The following is a 14,924-nucleotide window of genomic DNA, read 5'->3' on the forward strand; positions in this document are numbered from 1 at the left end:
CCTGGAAGAAAACTCGGCCACTGCGGGCACCGTCGCCGGTACCTTCACCGCGACCGACGAAGAAACCCCACGTGCTGGCCTGACCATCACCTTCACCGGCACCAGCAACGCCGACGGCTACTACAGCATCTCCGGCAACAACGTTGTGCTGACCCAGAAAGGCGCGGACTTCGTCAACGCCGGCAACCAGCTGCCGAAAATCGACCTGACCGTCACCGATCCAGAAGGCCTGCACTCCAGCAACAACGCGCAGCCAGTGGTCAACCTGCACAACGACGTGCCAGTGATCGCCATCACGGCGACCACCATCGTTGAAGACACCGCTAAAGTCGGCACCGTGGCCGGTACGTTCTCCGCGAGCGACGAAGAAACTCCTGTTGCCCAGCTGAAGATCACCTTCACCACTGGCACCAACACCGACGGCTACTACAGCCTGTCCGGTAGCAACGTCGTGCTGACGCAGAAGGGCGCCGATTGGGTCAACGCCGGCAACCAATTGCCGAAGATCGACCTGACCGTGACCGACGCCGACAACGCCAGCTCCCACAGCACTGGCCAGCCGACGGTCACCCTGGTCGACGACACGCCAACCGCTACCAACGGCTACATCCAGAGCGACGAAGACACCCCGGTCGAACTGACCTGGGCGACCTTTGGCGTCAAGGATGAAGACTCGGCGAGCCCGAAAGTGGTGTTCACCAGCCTGCCTGCCGGTTCCATCGAGTACAAAGTCAACGGCGTGTGGGTTGCGCTCACCACCGCTGACCTCAAGACCGATACCTCGGCCGGCAAGTCGTTCAGCCAGGCTGACTTCGACAACCACAACGTGCGTTACAGCCCGGCGGCCAACGAGTCGGGTGACAACAGCTTCGGCGGCACCGGCGTGGGTAACAAGCAAGGTGATTACACCGAGCTGAAGTTCCAGGCCACCGATGGCAACACTTACAGCGACACCAAAACCATCACCGTGGACATCCACCCGGTGACGGACGTGCCTGTCGTCACGATCAATGCGTTCAACGCGGTACCAACCGGCTTGGTCATCCAGACCTGGACCGGCGGCAACCTGCCGAGCGCATTGGGCACCAACGGTAATGGCGTGGCCAAAGCCGACGACCTGATCAAGGTCATCGACGCCAAAACCGCTGCCAGCGCCGCGTCCACTGGCGTGACCAGCAACGTGAGCAACAGCAACGTAGTGGAAGGCACCGCGACCAAGGTCTCTGGCCTGATCTACCTGGAAGCCGGCAAGAGCTATACCTTCACGGGTACAGCCGATGACAGCCTGGCTATCACCGTGGGCGGCAAGTTGGTTGCGACCGAGACCTGGAGCAAGGGCAGCGCGATTACCGGCACGGCTTACACGCCGACCGAGTCGGGCTACTACACCCTCGACATCTACCACTACAACCAGGCCGGCGGGGGCAACTACGACGTCAACGTGTCGATCAACAACGGCCCGTCGATGTCCCTGGGCAACAGCGGCGTGCAGACCTACACCAGCGTGGATGCGTTGAAAGCCGCCGGTGCGGTGCTCGGCGACAGCCACGTGGTCAATGGCGAAGGCTATTACACCGGCTACGTCTACAACCGTGGCCTGGAAGACACCGCGATCAAGGTCAGCCCGATCACCACGACGTTTGTCGACAATGACGGCTCGGAATCCCACAAGGTGGAAATCAGCGGTCTGCCCAAAGGCACCGTGATCACCGATGGCACCACTGGCAACAGCATCACCTCGACCGGCAGTACCACGCTGTACGACGTCAGCACCTGGAACCTGAAAACCCTGACGGTCACTCCGTTCAAGGATTCGACCGCCAGCTTCGACCTGACCGTGAAAGCGACCGCCAAAGAGTTGAGCACTGGGGTTGAAGCGGTAACGACCGGCAAAGTGAGCATCGTGATCACCGCGGTCAACGACGCGCCGACCCTGGACCTCAGCACTGCGGACGGTGCTGTCGCCACCGGCTACAACACGGCGTACACCGAACGTGCCGCCGCGGGTGTGGCGATCACTGGCGTCGTCGCTATCGGCGACGTCGACAGTACCCAGATGCAAAACGCGACCATCACCCTGAAGAACGCGAGTGCCGGCGATCAGCTCAGCTCGAGCCTGGTTTCGGTGGGCGGTACGTACAAAGGCATCACCCTGACCAGCGTCGGCACCGACGTCAGCGGCAAAATCGTGCTGACCCTCTCGGGCACCGCGGATTCGGCGACTTACAAGGCACTGCTGGAATCGTTCCAATACTCCAGCACCAGCAAGTACCCGACCCTGGGCGATCGTACGGTCGAGATCTCGGTGACGGACAACGAAGGCGGCAACAGCCTGAGTTCGTTGGTCGCTACCAGCACCATTACCGTTCAGCCGCAGGTCTACACCCCGGTCACCGAAGGCGGCGCTGCTGCCGACACCATCGACCTGGGTTCGAGCTCGGCGAATAACGTTGTGGTCGGCGACAAGGGTGGTATCACCACTGCGGGCACCAACTACAACATCGCGTTCCTGGTCGACACCTCGGGCAGTATCGGCTCCTCGGCCATGAAGTCGATCAAGGACCAACTCTCGGGCATCTTCGATACCTTGATTGCCAATGCCGGCAATAAAGACTCGGGTGTGGTGAAAGTGCTGCTGGTGGACTTCGACACCCGTGTCGAGTCGCAGGTCTCGGTCAACCTGGCCGACAAGACGGCTGCCAAGGCTGCCTTGCAGGCTGTGTTGAACCAGATGGTGTCCAATTCCAGCGACATGACCAACTACCAGGACGCGTTCAAAGCGGCCTCCGATTGGTTCAAGAGCAGCGACGCGACCAGCAACACCGGCGCGAAAAACCTCACGTACTTCATCACCGACGGTTCGCCGAACGTGTACACCGACGTGCAGGGCAACCCGAACCTGGGCACGACCAGCTTCTGGGGTTCGACCGTCTACTTTGACAGCGTTGTGAATAACTCCAATTACGTCTTGGGCCAGAGCAACGCGCTCTATACGACGATCAATGGCAAGTCGCAGATGATCGTCGACGGTAGCGGTAACGTTTACTCCTACGACAGCCGTGGCAGCCGCTACTTCGAGGGCACGGTCGTGGCCAACAGCAATGGCGGCTTCGACGTTGCGTCGGTCTACCAGAGCTCCAGCACCGCACTGGCGAACGCCAAGACCGCCTACAACGACTTGGTCAACGCGGTCACCGGCAAAGTAGTGGTCGAGGCGATCGGCCTGGGTTCGGACATCGATAGCACCGTGCTCAAGCAGTTCGATACCGACAAAGTGGTTGCCAACATTGATACCGCGAAGCTGGCGGATGCCATCACCGGCCACACCGCCGATGCGGGTTCCGACAGCATTTCCGGTGGTTCGGGCAACGACATCCTGTTCGGCGACCTGATCAGCTACAAAGGCCAGGAAGGCAGTGCGGCACTCAAGGCGTTCGCCGCCGAGAAGCTGTCCACTACCGTCGACCAGATCGATGACCGCACCCTGCACCAGTACATCACTGAGCACGTGCAGGACGTGGGGGCGTTGGCCAACGCGTCGAACATCTACAACACCAATGATGGCAACGACAGCCTGATCGGTAATGCCGGCAACGACATCCTGTTCGGCCAAGGCGGCAACGACACCTTGAATGGCGGCGCAGGCAACGACATCCTGGTCGGCGGCAAGGGTAACGACATCCTCACCGGCGGCGCGGGTGCCGATACCTTCGTCTGGCTCAAAGGCGACACCAACACCAACGGCGGCTTTGATCAGATCAAGGACTTCAAGCACAGCGAAGGCGACAAGCTGGACCTGTCCGACTTGCTGCAAGGCAACAACGACACCAACTTGGCGAACTACCTGAAGTTGACCACCGACTCGGCGGGCAACTCGACGCTGAGCGTGAGCAGCACCGGTTCGTTCACCGCCAGCGGCGGCACGGCCGATGTGACGATCAAGGTCGATGGCGCGAACTGGGGCAGTGGCAGCACCGCGATCAACAACCTGATCGCCGGTGGCGACCTGACCGTCAAGCACCACGACTGATCACCACGGGGGCGCCAATCTTTCGGGATTGGCGCCCCCTTGGCATCGGCTGCGGGAAAAAGTGTGTAATCTCTGTGGGTGTCGTACGCGGCGCCTGCAGGGATTTTTTATTGGGAGAACGCTGATGTTCTACGTGCAACGCGATCAAAACAACGCTTTGGTGCGCGTCGAGGCGCAGGCCTACGCGGAAGCCACCGAGACGCTACCGGCGGATCACCATGATATCCAGGCGTGGTTTGCCGGGGACGAGATCGAAAACAGCCTCAAGCAGCTCAAGAGCAGTGACCTTGAGATGATTCGAGTGCTGGATGACTTGATTCAGGTGCTGACGTCCAAAGGCGTGATTCGCATCACTGACTTGCCACCGGCGGCACAGGCCAAGTTCCTGGAACGGACCCAGGCACGGGCGGCGCTGGGCGGTTTGAGCGAGCTGATCAATGATGACGAAACCGGTTTGATCTGAACCGGGCACACCTCCTTCACGGCATCAGCGTCAAGGAGGCATGAGGCTTCAACGTTTTACTTCCAGGGCGCCGGTTCACCGACCAGTTGGCCTTGCACCCCTTCCACGCCCATCTCGCGGATCACCCGCAATTCACCCTCGGTTTCCACGCGCTCGGCAATCAACGGCAAATCAATGCTGTGGGCGGCCCGCTGGATCGCTTCGATAAAGATCCGTTTGTGGCTCTCCTGATCAATGGCGCGGATGTAGCTGCCGTCGATTTTCAGGTAGGCCAGGCCCAGGTGCGCCAGGTTGCCGATCATGCTGAAGCGCCCGCCGAAACGCTGCAGGCCAAGGCTGTAGCCGAGGTTGCGCATGCGCCGGATCATCAACTCCAGCTGGGTTTGCTCGGGCACTTGTTCTTCGCCGATCTCCAGGATCAGGCGCGGCCCCAGGGTCGGGTGCTGGGCCAGGCGTTCGAAGATGCGTTCCAGGGCCTGCGGTTCGTTCAGGGTCGCGGCCGAGAGGTTCAGGGCCACCGACTGGTTGTGCTGGGCCAGTTGCTTGATCACCAGGTCGAGCATCACTTGGTCCAGGCGCGCGGTCCAGCCAAAGCGCTCCAGCCACGGCAGGAAGTGGCCGGCGGCGATGGTCTGGTCCTGGTTGTCCAGCAAACGCGACAACACCTTGTAGTGCAGCACCCGCTGGGTATCGGCGCTGCTCACCACTGGCTGGAAGAACAGGCGGAAACGTCCTTGCTTGAGGGCATCGTCAAGCAGGGTATGCCAGCTGTGCGGGTCATCGCTGACGGTGCCGGCGGTGTGGTGTTCGAGGCAGACCCAGCTCTGGCCGCTGTTGGCTTCGGCTTGAGTGAGGGCCTGGTCGGCCAGCATCAACAGGTCGGCCGAGGCGTCGCCGGCGTTGTAGGGGGCCAGGCCGATGTAGGCCACGGTCTGCATGTCGGTGGCGCCGGTTTCGTGCAGGCTTTGCAGGGTGGCTTCCAGTTCCTGGGCCAGTTGCAGGGCTTCGTCACGCACCAGGCCCGGTGCGAGTACCGCGAACTCACCGCCACGGCTGCGGGTGATCAGGTTGTGGGTCTCCGGGTACTTGGCGCAGGTGCGCACCAGTAGCTGGCTGACGGCTTGCAGCAGTTGGTCGGTGCGTTGCCCGCCGAAGCGCTGGTTGAGGCCGGCGAGGTCGTTGACCCGCAGGATCAGCAGGTAGCCCGAGCTGTGCTCCTCCAGGTTGCTGACCCGGGAGTTGAGTTGCATCTCGAAATAGCGTCGGTTGGCCAGCCCGGTCAGGCTGTCCTGGTAGGACTCCACCCGCAGCTTCTCGCTGCGCTCGGTCTGTTCGTGGAACAGTGCCTTGAGCTTCTCCACCATCTGGTTCATCGCCTGCACCACACGGCGCAGTTCCGGGGTGCGCGGCAGGTCGGGCAGGCTGAGGAACTCGCGTCGGGCGATGGCGTGGGATTGTTCGACCATGTAGTCCAACGGCTTGAGTTGGCGACGCAGCAGCAATGCGCCGAGGATCGCGCTCGCCGCACCACAGAGCAGCAGCCAGCCCAGGCTGCCCAAGGCGCTCTGCCACAGTTTGGCGAGGGCGAACATCGGGTGGCTGACCACCTCCACGCGCGCCGCCTGCTGCCAGCCGCGGCTGACGATGGCATCACCGCCGGCTGGCGCAAGGCCGATCATCTTCACGAACCAGGCGGGTACACCACTGGCGTCGGGCTCGGCGGCGCGTTCCACCAGTACCTGGTCGTTGCTCAGGTCGATCACACGGATGCTGGCGTAGTAGCCACTGTCAAAGATCGAGCTGACCATCAGCTCGGTCATCGCCGGGTCATCGATGTTTGGCGTCAGCGACAGCGCCAGCGCGGTGGCCGCGTCCTGGGCGTGGGAGCGCAACTGGTTGACGTACTGCGAGCGCGAGCTTTCCAGGCTGACCACGAAGCTACCGCTGAAGGCGACCACGAGAAACACACAGATAGCGATCAGCAATTGTTTGAACAGTGACATCGTAGCTCCTGTTAATTATCCGAACTGGCCGGAAACCCTTCGGCGGTCATTTTCTTCAAGACATCCTGCCAACGCGAGAGGCGCTTGGTGTCACCGACTTTTTTGTTGCCCGCAGCGCCCGTCAGCCACAGCCCTTCACCGTTGAACGCGTAGACGGGCAACAAGTCCGTACGCTGGCTGGCGGGCAGGATCGGGTCCATCAGGCTGTCCAGTACCAGTGGCATCGCGTTGGGGCTGGCATAGTAGGTCAGCACCATGTGCGCGCGGTTCTGGCGCAAGGCCTTAACGTAGGTGATCCGCAGCTTTTCCGCGGGGATACCGAGGTTACGCAGGCTGAAGTATTTGGCGATGGCATAGTCTTCACAGTCACCGGCACCTTTCCACAGGGATTGAATGGGCGTCGCCCAGTAATCAATCTCGTGCCACAGGTCGATGTCTTCCTCGTAGTGCAACTGGCGGTTGAAGAACAAGTTGACCACTTTGAGTTGCTCAAGCTCGCCGATCTGCTTTTGCGTCGAGAGTAATTGTTGCCAGGCATCGATGCGTTGACGCCCGGCACCCAATGGGCCGTAAAGCGACTCGGCGCGGCGGCTGATCTGGCTGAAATCCCAATCGGCAAGCAAATTGCCCAGCAGGCCGCCACCCAGCAGCAGGGTGATGGCAAGGCCGTAGAGAAACCGAGGGAATTTAAAGCGTATCGCCACTGCGAATATCCAAGCTTGCAGCATTGAAGGTGCGGCAATGGTGCGGTGCTGGCGGGTAAAAAACAATGGCACGGTGGAATCACGGGGCTGAATTTACGCGAACCAGGCGTCATTAAAGTGACTATTTTCCGCTCGTCTGAAAGGGTTGCGCGAATATCATCAAAATAATGACACTCGCCGAGCGCTGTCACAAAATGTCTCAACGAAAGCGCCTACAAAAAGACTGCGGTAAGCCCCCTTGTTTTCTTGCCGACCTCCCACGTCTTTATTCGCGCCGTGAAGGAGCTCCGGCCATGAGCCGCACTGATGATCTGCTTGCCCTGTTCGGCAAGAGCGTGTCCCGCGACCCGAAAGGGCGCAATGCTCGGCTGCACTTTTTCGGCACCGTTCCGTTCGATGATGGCACTCGCGTGAACATGAAAGACGGTTCACGTTTCAGCCCCAACACGCCATATGCTCACGAACAACCCCTGGCCTTTGACGAAACCGCACCGCGCCCGAACGTGGTCGCTGTGGTGTCCGTCAACGGCGGCGTCGGCCGCAGTACCCTGGTCACGGCCCTGAGCAGCGGCCTGCAGCGTTTGGGGGAGTCGGTGGTGGCACTCGACCTCGACCCGCAGAACGCCTTGCGCCAGCACTTCGGTGTGGATCATGAATTGCCCGGCATCGGCCGCACCAGCCTGGTCAACGGACCCTGGCAGAACGTGCTGCGCACCGGGTTCGCCGGTTGTGAGGTGATGCCCTTTGGTGACACCGACCCCCAGCAGCAGGACAACCTGCAGCACTGGCTCACACGTGAACCCAAGTGGCTGGCGCAGCGCCTGTCGGTGCTGGGCTTGAGCGAGCGCCACACGGTGATCGTCGATACCCCGGCCGGCAATAATGTGTACCTGCATCAAGCGTTGAACGTGGCCGACATTGTGCTGGTCGTGGTCCAGCCGGACGCCGCGTGCCTGGGCACTTTGGATCAGATGGATGCGTTGCTGGCGCCCTATCTGGCGCGCAATTTCCCGCCGCGTTGTCACTTCGTGATCAACCAGTTGGACGAGCACTCGGCGTTCAGCCTGGACATGCTCGAAGCCTTCAAGCTGCGTCTGGGTGACAGCCTGTTGGAGGTCGTGCACCGCGATCCGTCCATCAGCGAAGCCCTGGCCTTTGGTTCGGACCCGCTGGATAACCTGGGCCAGAGCCTGGCGAGCGACGATCTCAACGAACTCTGTCAGTTGCTGATCCGCCCGAAAACCACGCCCTGAACCGCTTGTTAGACGCATGACGCCAGATGCTTATGCACAATCGGTAGGTTGCGGTCGGGGGTAAACAGCGATTTTGTGGAGCTGTTCTCAACACGCCGCAACTGCCTGTTTTGCGTGCTTTTTATTCTGTGCACAAAAAATGACCAGCGTGGCTTTTTGCCTTCAGCGTAGGCCGCGACAGGCGCTGAAAAGAATTCATCAACAGAGTTATCCACAGGCTGGGCTGCGACAATTTTGCCCTTTAATCGCGCTCGGCAAGCACCATCAAGTTGCGCGGCGTCAGTGCCGGTTCGCAGAAACTGCCTACTTCAACCCGGTAGCGGTTTTCGCTGAGAAACAGTGCCCGATCCAGCACCAGCCACAGCTCCAGCGGGCGCCGAAACAGACCACGCAGCAATTCCAGGTTCCTGACCTCGGCCAGGCGCTGCCAGCCGTGGGCTTCCAGTGCCGCCCAATCCTGTGCGCCTGTGGATAACCCTTTGAGGGTCGCCAGCTCCCGGCAATAGTCGGCGAAGGGTTTGTCCAGCCAGGCGCTGGGCAATGACGGCGTGGGCAGGTAGTCGTCGCAGCCGCGCAGTTCACGTTGCAGTCGGTCGAAGCCCAGGCGCCGCGCCATGGAGCTGTCGCGCTGGCGGCGCACGCGGGCGCCGGCGGTCACGGTTTCGCTGAGGGGCAGGCCAAGGTCGTCGATCGACAGCTGCAACGCCGAAGCGCGGCCCAGGCCCGACAGGGCTTGATAGCGGTCTGCGCTGATGCGGTTGTAGCAGCATGGCGCCAGTGCCAGTTGCTTGCAGCCAGCCGCGCTGGCGGCTTGCAGCAGGCGTATGTGCAGGTCGCCGCAAGCGTGCAGGGCGACGGGGGTGTGTTCGGCGCTGAGCGGCACGTCGGCCATCACGTCTTGCAGGCGATGGGTCACGGGCAAGCCGTGGTGATCGCTCAAGGCTTGGCCGGCGGCGATCAAGGCCGGGTCATATTCCAGGCAGGTCAACTGTTGCCCTGTGTGCAGCAGGCGGCGGCCGAGGTGGCCCTTGCCGGCGCACCAGTCCAGCCAGTGCGTTGGCGTTGCCGCAAATGACAGGGCCGCGCCGAAGGCTTCGATCTGTTGCCACTTGCGCCCGGGCACGTCGACATGCAGGCGCGGATGAGCCGGTTCAAGGGGCACCCTCGGCAAGTTATCCACAGCGCTGAGCGCGAGAGCCTGGGCGGCAAGCTGTGGAAAAGGGGCCGGGGCGGGCAGGTCGTGGGGCTGGTTGTGGGCGGTTTCGGCGTCAGCCAGCGAACGTTGGCGCAGCCACTGGGAGAGCGCGGGGTGTTCGGCTTCCCAGGGTAATTGCCGGTGGGTGAAGGGCCGTGGTCGCCACAGCCCTTGGTGTTCGATCAGGAATGCATCGAGCGCCGCGAAGCGCGCTTCAACGTCCTTGGCACGCATCGACGCGCAGCCAGCGTTCCAGCAGTTTGAAACCGCGCACCAGGATGTAGGCCATCAACAGGTAGAACAGCCCGGCGGCGAAGAAGATCTCTACCGGCAAGTAGGTGCGGGCGATGATCGTGCGCGCCATGCCGGTCAGTTCCAGCAAGGTTACGGTACTGGCCAGGGCGCTGGCCTTGAGCATCAGGATTACTTCGTTGCTGTACGCCGGCAGGCCGATGCGCGAGGCGCGCGGCAGGATGATGTAGAACAGCGTCTTGGGCTTGGACATGCCCAGGGCGCGTGCCGCTTCGATCTCGCCCGGCGGGATCGCCTGGATCGCACCGCGCAGGATCTCGGCGATATAGGCGGCGGTGTGCAGGGTCATGGTGGCCGTGGCACACCAGAAAGGGTCGCGCAGGTACGGCCACATGAAGCTCTCGCGTACCGCATCGAACTGCGCCAGGCCGTAGTAGACCAGGAACAGCTGCACCAGAAGCGGCGTGCCACGGAAGAAGAAAATGTAGGCGTAGGGCAGGGCGCTGACGTACCAGCGTCGCGAGGAACGGGCGATGCCCAGCGGGATCGCCAGCAGCAGGCCGGCGATCACGGCGATGGCCACCAGTTCCAGGGTCAGGGTTGCGCCCTGGACCAGTTTGGGCAGCCATTTGATGATCACGGCCCAGTTCAGGCCCAGGCCGAAATGCGCCAGCCAGCTGTAGTCGCCGCTCATTGGGTGCTCCTTGCAAAGCCGCGGGCGGCGCGTTTTTCCAGGAAGTGCATGGCGGTCATCGCCAGAACGGTGAGGCCCAGGTACATGAAGGCCGCGACCATGAAGAAGGTGAAGGGCTGCTTGGTGACGGTCACGCCGATCTGCGCGTGGCGCATGATTTCTTCAAGGCCGATCACCGAGACCAGCGCGGTGTCCTTCATCAGGATCATGAACAGGTTGCCCAGCCCCGGCAGGGCAATACGCCACATCTGCGGCATGATCAGGCGGGTGAAGATCCGAAACTTCGACAGGCCCAGTGCCACGCCGGCTTCGCGGTGGCCCTTGGGAATGGCGAGGATTGCGCCACGGAACACTTCGGTGGCGTAGGCGCCAAAGCACAGGCCCAGGGCGATCACCCCGGCGGCAAAGGCGCTGAGGGACAGGTCGGGGTTGCCGAAGAACTCGCCCAGGGCGCGCATCAGGTTGACCGTGCCGAAATAGATCAGCAGTACCCACAACAGCTCGGGAATGCCGCGAACGAGGGTCGAGTAAGCGCCGCCAAGCCATTGCAGCGGCTTGTACGGGGACGTCTTGGCCAAGGCGCCGGCCAGGCCGAGCACCAGCCCCAGGCACAGGGCCGTGAGCGCCAGTTTGACGGTCATCAGCGCGCCAGCGGCAAGCGCCGGGCCGAATCCGTAGAGGTCGAAATTCATGGTGTTTTCATATCGCAAGGCATTGCTAAAAGCCGACGCGCTCTAGTGAGCGCGCCGGGCATACCGTTCAGATCATTCGATGCTGAAAGGGAAGTACTTGTCGTTGATCTTCTTGTAGGTGCCGTCGGCCTTGATCTCTGCCAGGGCTTTGTTCAGGCGCTCGCGCAGTGGGTCGCCCTTGCGGACGGCGATGCCGATCTTGTCGCTTTCCACAACCGGGTCGCCTTTGAACTCATAGGCGGAACCGTCTTTGCTCTTGAGCCATTCGTACTGCACGTACTTGTCGGCGAGGATGCCGTCGAGGCGGCCCGAGATCAGGTCGAGGTAGGCGTTTTCCTGGGTGTCGTAGAGCTTGGAGGTGGTGTCCGGCAGCTCGTCTTCCAGGTACGTACCGGCCAGGGTCGCGCGTTGTGCACCGATGATCTTGCCTTTGAGGTAACCGGCGTCGGTCTTGAAGTCTTTGGTGGCTTTCGGCGCGATGAACTGCAGCTTGTTGGAGTAGTACGGGTCGGTGAAGTCGACGGCCTGCTTGCGCTCATCGGTGATGGACAGCGAGGACACCAGGAAGTCGAACTTCTTGGCGTTCAGGGCCGGGATGATGCCGTCCCAGTCGGACACGTACACTTCACACTTCTCGATTTTCATCTTGGCGCACAGGGCGTCGCCGATGTCCTTGTCGAAGCCCACGACGTTGCCGCTGGCGTCTTTATTGTTGAAGGGCGGGTAAGCCGCTTCGATCCCCATCTTCAAGGTTTCTGCCATGGCCGTGGCGCTGAACGCCATCGAGACGGCGGCGGCCAGAAGGAATTTTTTATAGTTCTGCATGCATGTTGCTCCGTTAGCGGTTGCTGGACATGAATTGTTTGCAGCGCGCCGAAAGCGGGTTTTCAAACACCTGCTGTGGCGATCCTTGCTCCTCGACCAGGCCCTGGTGCAGGAACACCACTTCACTGGAGACCTGGCGGGCGAAGCCCATTTCATGGGTGACCAGCAGCATGGTGCGGCCTTCCTCGGCCAGCGCGCGGATCACATTAAGTACTTCCTGGACCATTTCCGGGTCAAGGGCGGATGTGGGCTCGTCGAACAGGATGACTTTAGGCTGCATCGCCAGGGTGCGCGCGATGGCCGCCCGTTGTTGCTGGCCGCCGGACAGTTGCGCAGGGTAGGCGTGGCGTTTGTCGGCGATGCCGACCTTGGCCAGCAGCGCTTCGGCCACTTCGATGGCTTCGGCCTTGCTCTGGCCGAGCACACGGCGCGGGGCCTCGATGATGTTGTCGAGGATGCTCATGTGCGGCCACAGGTTAAAGTTTTGAAACACAAAACCGATTTCGCTGCGCAGGCGGTTGATCTGCTTGCCGTCGGCGGCCATCAGCTCGCCGTTTTTTGCGGCCTTGAGCTTGAGCTCTTCGCCGGCCACCAGGATCTGGCCCTGGTGCGGGTTTTCCAGCAGGTTGATGCAGCGCAGGAAGGTGGACTTGCCGGAACCGGAAGAACCCAGGATCGAGATCACGTCGCCGTCGCGAGCGGTCAGCGAGATACCTTTGAGTACCTCCAGCTCACCATAGCGTTTATGCAAGTTGCGGATTTCAAGCGCGGGCGTGGCCTCGGCCATGTGCGGTCCTCATTGTGTTCGTTGCGTGCTTGCTGTTGGGCCGCCTTCCTGGCGAGGCGCCAAGCTAGCATAGCGTCTGGATGGCAGCCAACAACGCTGCGGACGGTTGACGGGCTGTGTGCGGCAGGGTGTCGCATCGGCACAGCGGCGTGTCGCGCCATCTACAACCGAACAGCCGTTTGAACCGGAAAACCCGCAGGCTTCGCGTAAAAAAGGGCGCGATGGTGCCAGCTTTGGCCGGGTGTTGGAAGGGTCAATCGGGCAAACGGTGCTTATCAGCCCTGTTATGGAGCGTCACGTACTTTTTGTGTGTGTTTTTGGTGCTCGCGTTCGTTTAAAAGTGAGTCGCACGGTAACGCTATAGCGGAATCTCAGTGTTCTCAATGAGTTGCGACGGCTGTTGAATTGTCCTACAGCCCGCGTCAATTGCGGGTTTGTAACATTTTGGCGCAAATATTGCGTAAAAAATAAAGAACGCCCTGTTGGTTTCTTTTCACGAGAAAGAGCCCAGGCCGGGCGGACCGTTTTCGCAATTCCTCGCAAAGGTGTGTCAATGAGTAGTACGCAAAGCTCCAATGACCTCGAACAGGGGCTCAAACCGCGTCACGTCACCATGCTGTCGATTGCCGGCGTTATTGGTGCCGGTTTGTTTGTTGGCTCCGGCCACGCGATTGCTGCCGCCGGCCCTGCTGTGCTGCTGGCTTATGCGGCCGCCGGTACGCTGGTGGTATTGGTGATGCGCATGCTGGCCGAAATGGCCGTGGCGTCACCGGACACCGGTTCGTTCTCGACTTACGCCGACCGCGCCATCGGTCACTGGGCCGGTTTCACCATCGGTTGGCTGTACTGGTGGTTCTGGGTGCTGGTGATTCCACTGGAAGCCAACGCCGCCGCGACCATCCTGCATGCCTGGTTCCCGGACATTGCGATCTGGGCGTTTACCTTGGTCATCACCTTGCTGCTGACGGCGACCAACCTGTTCAGCGTGAAGAACTACGGCGAGTTCGAGTTCTGGTTTGCGCTGATCAAGGTGGTCGCGATCGTGGGCTTCGTGATCCTCGGCCTGGCGGCAATTTTTGGCTTCCTGCCGACCAGTCAGGTCAGCGGTGTTTCGCACCTGTTCGACACCCAAGGCTTCATGCCTAACGGCATGGGCGCGGTATTGGCCGCGATCCTGACCACCATGTTCTCCTTCATGGGTACCGAGATCGTTACCATCGCTGCCGCTGAATCGAAGAACCCTGGCCAGCAAATCACCAAGGCTACCAACTCGGTGATCTGGCGGATTGGTTTGTTCTACCTGCTGTCGATCTTCATCGTGGTGTCCCTGGTGCCATGGAACGATCCGACCCTGGCAGCCGTAGGTTCCTACCAGACCGTGCTGGAGCGCATGGGCATCCCGAACGCCAAGATGATCGTTGACATCGTGGTCCTGGTTGCCGTGACCAGCTGCCTGAATTCGGCCCTGTATACCGCGTCGCGCATGCTGTTCTCCCTGGGTCGTCGCGGTGATGCACCGGCCGTGGCCAAGCGCACCAACAGCAGTGGCACGCCTTACTGGGCGGTGATGCTGTCTACCGGCGCTGCGTTCCTGGCGGTGTTTGCCAACTATGTCGCTCCGGCGGCGGTGTTCGAATTCCTGCTGGCCAGCTCCGGCGCGATCGCGCTGCTGGTGTACCTGGTGATCGCGGTGTCGCAATTGCGCATGCGCCAGAAGCGTACGGCGGCGGGTGAGAAGATTGTCTTCAAGATGTGGTTGTTCCCGGGCCTGACCTACGCGGTGATGGTGTTCATCGTCGGTACGTTGACCATCATGCTGTTCCAGGAAGCGCACCGGGTCGAGATCATTGCGACTGGCGTGCTGAGCTTGCTGGTGGTGGCGGCGGGGCTGTTGGTGGCCAGTCGTCGCAAGGCGCAGAGAGTAGGCGCAGCAGTCACTAGCTGACGGAATGCGTTCAAAAATGTGGGAGCGGGCTTGCTCGCGAATACGGAGTGTCAGTCACTGAATCAGTTGGCTGATACACCG

At 61.3% G+C, this 14,924-nt stretch carries 11 protein-coding genes; 4 read left to right on the forward strand and 7 right to left on the reverse strand.

What is annotated here, in order from left to right:
- On the forward strand, positions 1 to 4,030 hold a 4,030-nt coding region (locus LIY36_RS25585), incomplete at its 5' end, for a type I secretion C-terminal target domain-containing protein (protein WP_226457610.1).
- A gap of 124 nt (positions 4,031 to 4,154) precedes the next feature.
- Positions 4,155 to 4,493, forward strand: a complete 339-nt coding sequence (locus tag LIY36_RS25590) for a tryptophan synthase subunit beta (RefSeq protein WP_226457611.1) — start codon at positions 4,155 to 4,157, stop codon at positions 4,491 to 4,493.
- 56 nt (positions 4,494 to 4,549) lie between these two features.
- On the opposite strand, the gene lapD is transcribed toward LIY36_RS25590, so the two are convergent.
- Complete coding sequence (gene lapD, locus LIY36_RS25595; RefSeq protein ID WP_226457612.1) at positions 4,550 to 6,496, reverse strand: cyclic di-GMP receptor LapD; 1,947 nt, start codon at positions 6,494 to 6,496, stop codon at positions 4,550 to 4,552.
- 11 nt (positions 6,497 to 6,507) lie between these two features.
- On the reverse strand, positions 6,508 to 7,224 hold the full coding sequence (gene lapG / locus LIY36_RS25600; RefSeq protein WP_192298599.1) for a cysteine protease LapG: 717 nt from the start codon (positions 7,222 to 7,224) through the stop codon (positions 6,508 to 6,510).
- A gap of 269 nt (positions 7,225 to 7,493) precedes the next feature.
- Between lapG and bcsQ the strand changes: the two genes are divergently transcribed.
- The gene (bcsQ, locus tag LIY36_RS25605; protein ID WP_226457613.1) at positions 7,494 to 8,453 is read left to right on the forward strand and encodes a cellulose biosynthesis protein BcsQ; all 960 of its coding nucleotides are present in this window, start codon (positions 7,494 to 7,496) and stop codon (positions 8,451 to 8,453) included.
- Positions 8,454 to 8,694: 241 nt separating this feature from the next.
- Here the strand turns inward: bcsQ and LIY36_RS25610 are convergent, their stop codons facing one another.
- From LIY36_RS25610 to LIY36_RS25630, 5 genes are all read right to left on the reverse strand, one after another.
- Positions 8,695 to 9,882, reverse strand: coding sequence for a methyltransferase (locus tag LIY36_RS25610; RefSeq protein ID WP_226457614.1), 1,188 nt, complete (start codon positions 9,880 to 9,882; stop codon positions 8,695 to 8,697).
- The gene (locus LIY36_RS25615; protein WP_226457635.1) at positions 9,863 to 10,552 is read right to left on the reverse strand and encodes an ABC transporter permease; all 690 of its coding nucleotides are present in this window, start codon (positions 10,550 to 10,552) and stop codon (positions 9,863 to 9,865) included. The genes LIY36_RS25610 and LIY36_RS25615 overlap by 20 nt, the downstream gene beginning before the upstream one ends.
- Before the next feature lie 38 nt (positions 10,553 to 10,590).
- Positions 10,591 to 11,286, reverse strand: coding sequence for an ABC transporter permease (locus tag LIY36_RS25620; RefSeq protein WP_017738340.1), 696 nt, complete (start codon positions 11,284 to 11,286; stop codon positions 10,591 to 10,593).
- A 72-nt stretch (positions 11,287 to 11,358) separates the two neighbouring features.
- On the reverse strand, positions 11,359 to 12,111 hold the full coding sequence (locus tag LIY36_RS25625; RefSeq protein WP_226457615.1) for an ABC transporter substrate-binding protein: 753 nt from the start codon (positions 12,109 to 12,111) through the stop codon (positions 11,359 to 11,361).
- Positions 12,112 to 12,124: 13 nt separating this feature from the next.
- Positions 12,125 to 12,898 (reverse strand): ABC transporter ATP-binding protein, encoded by a 774-nt coding sequence (locus tag LIY36_RS25630; RefSeq protein ID WP_010213906.1) that lies wholly within the window; start codon positions 12,896 to 12,898, stop codon positions 12,125 to 12,127.
- A gap of 553 nt (positions 12,899 to 13,451) precedes the next feature.
- On the opposite strand from LIY36_RS25630, the gene gabP reads away from it, so the two are divergent.
- Positions 13,452 to 14,843, forward strand: a complete 1,392-nt coding sequence (gene gabP / locus LIY36_RS25635; RefSeq protein WP_226457616.1) for a GABA permease — start codon at positions 13,452 to 13,454, stop codon at positions 14,841 to 14,843.
- Positions 14,844 to 14,924: the final 81 nt, after the last annotated feature.

Origin of the sequence: Pseudomonas sp. AF03-9 (assembly GCF_020515815.1) — a bacterium.
Classification (GTDB): Bacteria; Pseudomonadota; Gammaproteobacteria; order Pseudomonadales; family Pseudomonadaceae; genus Aquipseudomonas.